This is a genomic window from Pseudomonas sp. S32 (genome assembly GCF_016648095.1).
Lineage (GTDB): Bacteria > Pseudomonadota > Gammaproteobacteria > Pseudomonadales > Pseudomonadaceae > Aquipseudomonas > Aquipseudomonas parafulva.
Window position 1 is genome coordinate 88,587 of sequence record NZ_JACVVF010000019.1, and the last position, 6,960, is coordinate 95,546.

The 6,960-nt window shown below is 65.6% G+C and carries 4 protein-coding genes; all 4 read left to right on the forward strand.

The features are described from left to right. The first annotated feature begins 12 nt into the window (after nucleotides 1-12). The 4 genes from IAE38_RS12935 to IAE38_RS12950 all read left to right on the forward strand — a co-directional run bounded on the left by IAE38_RS12935 (nucleotide 13) and on the right by IAE38_RS12950 (nucleotide 6,681). The gene (locus IAE38_RS12935) at nucleotides 13-1,212 is read left to right on the forward strand and encodes an LLM class flavin-dependent oxidoreductase (protein ID WP_201217872.1); all 1,200 of its coding nucleotides are present in this window, start codon (nucleotides 13-15) and stop codon (nucleotides 1,210-1,212) included. A 4-nt stretch (nucleotides 1,213-1,216) separates the two neighbouring features. Next, nucleotides 1,217-2,770, forward strand: coding sequence for an ABC transporter substrate-binding protein (locus IAE38_RS12940; protein WP_201217874.1), 1,554 nt, complete (start codon nucleotides 1,217-1,219; stop codon nucleotides 2,768-2,770). Nucleotides 2,771-2,988: 218 nt separating this feature from the next. After that, on the forward strand, nucleotides 2,989-5,565 hold the full coding sequence (locus IAE38_RS12945) for a TonB-dependent receptor (RefSeq protein ID WP_201217875.1): 2,577 nt from the start codon (nucleotides 2,989-2,991) through the stop codon (nucleotides 5,563-5,565). A 27-nt stretch (nucleotides 5,566-5,592) separates the two neighbouring features. Continuing rightward, nucleotides 5,593-6,681, forward strand: a complete 1,089-nt coding sequence (locus tag IAE38_RS12950; RefSeq protein WP_201217877.1) for an LLM class flavin-dependent oxidoreductase — start codon at nucleotides 5,593-5,595, stop codon at nucleotides 6,679-6,681. The last annotated feature ends 279 nt before the right edge of the window (nucleotides 6,682-6,960 follow it).

The following is a 6,960-nucleotide window of genomic DNA, read 5'->3' on the forward strand; positions in this document are numbered from 1 at the left end:
GGAGGCCAGCCCATGAGCATCGAATTCTTCACCCGCCTGCCCCTGCATGGCGAAACCCAGTTCCTTCCCGGCGACCCGCGCAACCGCGGCGACTGGCATGCGGGCGGGCCCAGCACCGGTGCGGTGTCGGGGTTTGCCGTGGGTGATCACTTCACCTACATCGACTACCTCGGTCAAATCGCCCGCGCCGCTGAAATCAACGGCTTCGGCGGCGCATTGATGGTCAACGCCCCCACCGGCGAAGAGCCGTGGACGGTGTGCTCGCTGCTGGCCCGGGAAACCCGCACCCTGAAATTCGTCACCGCGTTCCAGCCCTATCACTACACCCCGTGGGTGGCCGTGCAGCAGGCCGCAACCTACCAGCGCGCCACCGGCAACCGCCTGGTGTGGAACATCATTAACGGCGGCTCGGATGCCATCCAGCGCCAAGTCGGCGACTTCGAAGACCATGACCAACGCTACGCCCGCGCCACCGAGTTCATGGACGTGGTACGCGGCTATTGGCACAAGGAGCAGTTCCACTACGAAGGCACCTACTACCGCGCCGAAGGCGGCGGCCTGCGCGGCCCACTGAAAAAGGCCGAGCTGCCACTGATCTGCACCGCCGGTTCGTCGGTGGCAGCGCGCGAGTTCGCCGCCAAGCACGCGGACTTCTACCTGATGCGTGCAGAGCACCCGGACGAGATCGCCGCACTGATCGCTGACATCCGCGCCCGAGCGCTGAAGTGGGGCCGCACCGACATCCGCTTTGGCCTGTCCATCGACGTGATCGCCCGCGATACCGAACAAGCCGCACTGGCCGAGGCCAAGCGCTTCTTCGACGAAGGTGTGGCCAAGGGCACGGCCAAGGCCCGCGCCGCCCACGCCGGCCTGCGCACGGCGCGCAAGCTGAGCTACGAGCACGGCTACAGCGACCAGGACGGGCAACAGGCGTTCGACGACTTCTTCATCCACCCCAATGTGTGGACCGGTTTCGGCTACATCGGCGTCCCACCTGGCTGTGCGCTGGTGGGCAGCTACGCCAACGTGGTGGCACGCATCCGCGAGTACCACGGCATCGGTGTCGACCTGTTCTTCCTCGCCGGTTACCCGCACCTGGAAGAAGCCTATCGCATCGGCGAGCACATCCTGCCGCACTTCCGTGCGCAGCGCGCAGCCCTTGCCCGCCCGGCAGCCGAACCCGTGCAACTGCACGCCAGCAACGGAGCCTGACGCCATGGCCAGGGACGGTTACCCATTGAGTCGGCGCGGCTTTCTTGGCTACGCCGGTGTGCTGGCTGGCGGGCTGCTGGCCGGCTGCGGCCCCGCCGACAGCCCGACCCATGCCGCCACCGACCAGCCTCGCCATGGCGGGCGCCTGCGCCTGGGCATCATCGACGGCAACCAGAGCGGCAACCTCGACGCCCACAAGCCCATCGGCAGCGGCATCGTGCGTGGCTTTGCCCTGTACAGCAAGCTGTGGGAATGGGACGAGCAGATGCAGCCGCGCCTGGCCCTGGCCGAGTTCGCCGAGCCCAACGCCGACGCCAGCGGCTGGACCTTGCGGCTGAAACCGGGGCTGGAATTTCACCACGGCAAGACCATCGACACCGACGACCTGATCTTCTCCATCCGCCGCCTCACCGACCCACAGCTGGCCTCGCCCTACGCGGCGCTGCTGCACTGGGTGGACCGCGACAACCTGGTCAAGCTGGACGACCGCACCGTGCGCCTGGGCTTTCGCGAGGGCCGCAGCTACCTGCCGCTGCCGGAAACCTGGGTCAACTTCGGCGGCATCGTGCCGGTGGACTACCACCCGGTCACCAACCCGGTCGGTGCCGGGCCGTACAAACTGAAAAGTTTCACCCCGGGCCAGCGCTCGCTGTTCACCCGTTTCGACAACTACTACAAACCTGGCAAGCCCTATGCCGATGAGCTGGAGATCATCGATTTCAAGGACCAGACCGGCCGCCTGGCGGCGTTGCGTGCCGGCCAGATCGACATGGCCAACGTCATGTCCACCGAACACCTGCAGGTGCTGCAGGCCGACCCACGGTTGCGGCTGCTGAAGTCGGTGAGTGGCAACTGGTTGTCGTTCGACATGAACACTGCCAAGGCGCCATTCAACGACCCGCGAGTCAGGGAGGCATTTCGCCTGCTGGCCGACCGCGAGGAACTGGTGCGCCGTGCGCTGAATGGCCAGGGCCGGGTGGCCAACGACCTGTATGCACCGTTCGACCCCACCTTCGACCACAGCATCGGCCCGCGCCCCCACGACCCACAGCGCGCAGCGCAGTTGCTGCGCGAAGCAGGCCATGAACAGTTGCAGGTGGAACTGGTGACCACACCCGGGCCGGGGTTGGCTTCAGCCCTGGTGCTGGCCGAACAGGCCCGGCGCATCGGCGTGACCGTCAACGTGCGCCAGGTCGACCTGGCCACCTTTCAGGGCCCGCAACGCGACGACTGGACCTTGAGCACCGGCGGCAGCATCGGTGCGCCGTACCTGGCCAGTGCCATCCATACCGACGCGCCGTTCGCGGTGGCCAACAAGACCCACTTCCACGACCCCGAATTCAGCGAGGCCTTCCTCGCCGCCATGGCCCAGCCAGACTTGGAAAAGCGTAAGGCGCTGGTGCACAGGGCGCAGCGCATTCAGTACGAGCGCGGCGGCATGCTGATCTGGGGGTATGCCGACCTGCTCGACAGCGTCAGCACCCGCGTGGGTGGCGCGCAGGCGGAGCAGTCGCTGTTCAGTACCTGGCGGTTCGAGAGCCTGTGGCTGAAAACCTGACCTCCAGCGCCATACACCCTCCCCCTGTGGGAGCGGGTTTATCGAGGCGTCGAACCGCCGCGAAGAATCCAACGCGGTGTAGGGCACCGGCTGCGCCGGTGTTCGCGGGTGAACCCGCGCCCACGGAGACCGTGTAGTACATCCCCGCAACCCATAACCGCAGGCGCGGCTGCGCCCTCGTTTCTCCCACATTCCTACTCTTGAACGAGGCCCAGCCAATGCCCCGCGTGACCTTGCTGCACCCCAAATTCCAGCCCAGCGCCCTGGCGCTGGCCATTCTGGCCGGCAGCCTGCCGCCGGCCCACGCCGAAGATACCCAGCTGCAAACCGTCACCGTGCAGGCCGAGCAGGCCGATGACGACGCCCTGCCCACCCGTCCGCCAGCCTCGATCTACGGCGGCCTGGAAGCCAAGGTGCTGGACACCCCACGCTCGGTCAGCCAGATCAATGCCGAGCAACTGGCCAACGACCCGATCCGCAGTTCCGACGACCTGGTCAAGTACGCCCCCGGCATCACCCGCGGCGGCGGCCAGAACGCCGGCATCGCCCCACAGATGCGCGGGCAGAACACCGAGGTGTTCCAGGACGGCCAACGCGCCTACGGGGTGCGCCACCCGGCCAACTTCAACGCCTACGAAGGCGCCGACATCGTCGCCGGGCCATCGTCGGTGACCTACGGTTCGGTCAGCGGCAGTGGCGGCTACGTCAACTACCTGAGCAAGAAGCCCGACTTCAACCGTTTCCGCACCAAGCTCAGCGGCGAAATCGGCAGCTGGATCCCCGATGGCGAATCACGCGATGCCACCAAGTTCAGCATCGACAACACCGGCCCGCTGACGGACAACCTGGCTTACCGGGTGAGCATCACCCGCCAGCGCCAGGAGGACTTCTACGACAACGTCGAGAACAACTTCGACGCTTTCTACGGTGCCCTCGCCTGGCGCAACGACAACCTGCGGGTGGACTGGAACGCCGCCTACGACGACTACTACGACTACAACATCACCCACGGCTGGAACCGCGCCACCCAGGACCTGGTCGACCACGGCAAGTACTCCGCCGGCCGCGCCACACCCATCATCCAGAACGGCAATACCCTGTGGTCGCCAGTGCTGTCCTCGGGCGCTGCCGATGCGCAGGTGCTCGGCTGGGTGCAGCGCCAGCGCAATGCCCAGGGTCAGTACCAGGTGGTCAACGGCAGCTTCCAGGGCGCGTCGCCCAACACCCAGGCCAACCCTGGCAGCCTGCGCGGCTGGGTCTACGACCCATCGCTGGCAGGCAACGGCCTGACCTCCTTATCGTCACAAACCGGCCAGCGCACGCAGGACGAGAACCGCTCGCGGCGCTTTACCACGCAGTTGCGGGTCGAAGGGGACCTGACCCCGTCGATCACCCTGGCCAACAGCACCTTCTACCAGCACTCCACCGACACCACCGATGCCGTCGGGGCATTCCAGGTGCAGGGCAAGGACGACATCTTCGACAACCGCTTCGAGTTCCGCGCCCGTGGCCAATTTCAGCTGGGCGACCTGACCTTGATCGACGACAGCAACACCGGGCTGATCTACCGCCGCGAGCGCAACGAGTCGATCGCCGCCAACAACAACTTCGGCAGCACCATCAACGCCTATGACCTGACCCTCGACCCCACCCTGAAAAATCCAGGCGACTTGCTCGGCCTGGGCGGCCGCAACCCCGTCGGTGGCAACGCTGCCTGGATCGGCCAACCCGGCGTGCCGCAATTTTCCAACTACTACGGCTGGCTCAACCTGCCCGCCATGTACCCGGCCGGGCATGGCCTGTATGCCGAATCAGTGGCGCCCTACACCGCCGACAGCACCTGGACCACCAAGACCCTGTTCAGCCAGCACAACCTGCGCCTGGGCGAACGCGTGGGCCTGAACGTGGGTGCCAGCCGCAGCTGGATCGACGCCCGTATCGAAAACCCCTTCGTGCTGCCCGGCGGCAACCCGCGCAAGGACTCGGACAACTACCGGCTGTTCTCGGTGCAGGTCAGCCCCTATTTCAAACCCACTGAAAACAGCACACTGTACTACACCTTCGACCGCTCGCTGGCGGTGAATACCGGCTTCTTCACCAACGGCCTGGGTTGGGGCAGCGGCACGGGGGCCAACCAGCTCAACCCGCTGGCCTTCGAGAGCTTGAGCGTGTTGCATGAGGTGGGTTTGAAAGTGGAGGCTGTGCCCGACCAGCTGTTCCTCACCCTGGCCGCCTACAAGCAAGCCCGCGACCAGTCGCCAGACAGCAACAACAATATCGCCCGGCTGATCGTCAAAGGCTGGGAAGCCACCCTGCGCTACCAGGACCAGAACTTGCGCAGCGGCCTCAACCTCAGCCGAATCAGCGCCTACAACGAGTTCACCAGCCAGGCCGGGTTCGCCTCGGCCGGGTTCATCCCCGACAACGGCACCGTGTTCGGCGACAACAACAGCCTCAACCAGCGCCCGTCCGGCAAGTTCGATGCCGTGCAGATCCCCGAATACAACGCCGGCGGGTATGTCGACTACCGCTTCGACTCAGGCTTTGGCGTCGAGCTTTCCGGCTGGTGGACCAGCAGCTGGTACCTGAACCTGAGCAAGACGGTGAAAGTGCCGGACGAATACAACCTCGACCTTGCCGTGTACTACCGCCAGCCGCAATGGGGCGTGACGGTGCGCATGCTTAACGTCACCGACGAGCTGAATTTCGTCAGTGGCCTGGCCGGTTCCACCAATACCTTCCTGCAACCGATGCCGGGCCGCACGTTGCTGGCCCAGGTCGATTACCAGTTCTGATCACCCTAAACCTGAAAGGCTTGCACCATGTCCATTGAATTTGTCGGCATGATCTTCCCCCGCCAGTGGTCCGAGACCCGTGGCGTACGCACACCCGACTTCGACCTGCCGTTCATCCGGCACCACGCCCGCGCCCATGAACATGCCGGCTTCGACCGGGTACTGATCGCCAGCGGCCCGGGCAGCGCCGACAGCCTGCAGATAGCCGCGTATGCTGCCGCGCACACCGAAGGCCTTGGTTTCATGATTGCCCACCGCCCGGCCCTGACCGCGCCGACCGTGGCTGCACGGGCATTCGCCACCCTCGACCACACCACCGGCGGCGGGCGCATCCGCCTGCATGCCATCACCGGTATCACCGCCGAGCCGCAAGAGGGTGACACCCTGCTGGACAAGACCGAGCGCTACCGGCGTACCGACGAATACCTGGAGATTGTCCGTCGCACCTGGACCGCCGAAGAGCCGTTCGACTTCGAAGGCCGCTACTTCAACATCAAGGGTGCCTTTTCACCGGTGAAGCCGCTGCAACAGCCGCATATCCCGATTTCCTTCGGAGGTTCGTCCGACATCGCCTACCAGATTGCCGTCAAGCATGCGGACCTGTACGCCCTGTGGGGAGAGCCGCTGAGCGGTGTGGCCGAGCAGATCGGCAAACTCAAAGCTGCCGCGAACGCCGCAGGCGTGGCTACGCCGAGGGTCAGTTTGTCGGTGCGGCTGATTTTGGGTGCCACCGAGGAACAGGCCTGGCAGCGGGCCGAACAGATCCTCGCGCAGATAAAGGCCAACCCGCAGTTTGCGGCGGACAGCCCTTGGCAGAAGCGAATCAAGGGCACCGGCTCCGAACGCCTGCTGGCTGCCGCCGCCCGCGCCGACCGGCATGACCGCGCGTTGTGGATGCCGACGGCGACTGCGGTGGGCGCCTATGGCGATACCACCGCGTTGGTGGGCACGCCGGAGACCGTGGCCCAGGCGTTGCTCGATTATGTCGACCTGGGCGTGACCACTTTTCTCAACCGGGGTTATGACCCGCTGTATGACACGGTGGATTACGGGCGCTGGGTGATTCCGGCGGTGCGCGAGGAAGTACGGCGGCGGCAGGCCCGGTTTGTGGGGTGAAGGGGTCGGGCATCTGGGCGTCAGGTGCATGCCTTGGGTTGTGCAGCGCCTGTGAGATCGAGCGCCGCCCGCGCGGCGCATCGCGATGCTGGCGCTCGCTCCTACGTTTGTTTCAGGCCAATTATTCCTGTGGGATTTGTGCGCGAACGCTTTGGGGATCCGCTCGATATCGCGTCGTTCAAATCGGGCGGTCGCGCGCGCCTGTTACAGGCGTTACTGGCCCGAAACAGACGTAGGAGCGAGCGCAGCTCGCGATGCGCCGCGCGGGCGGCGCTCGAT

What these genes read in the sequence shown, in the direction of transcription:
- IAE38_RS12935 (WP_201217872.1), top strand. Translation starts at nt 13, where the DNA reads ATGAGCATCGAATTCTTCACCCGCCTGCCCCTGCATGGCGAAACCCAG.
- IAE38_RS12940 (WP_201217874.1), top strand. Translation starts at nt 1,217, where the DNA reads ATGGCCAGGGACGGTTACCCATTGAGTCGGCGCGGCTTTCTTGGCTAC.
- IAE38_RS12945 (WP_201217875.1), top strand. Translation starts at nt 2,989, where the DNA reads ATGCCCCGCGTGACCTTGCTGCACCCCAAATTCCAGCCCAGCGCCCTG.
- IAE38_RS12950 (WP_201217877.1), top strand. Translation starts at nt 5,593, where the DNA reads ATGTCCATTGAATTTGTCGGCATGATCTTCCCCCGCCAGTGGTCCGAG.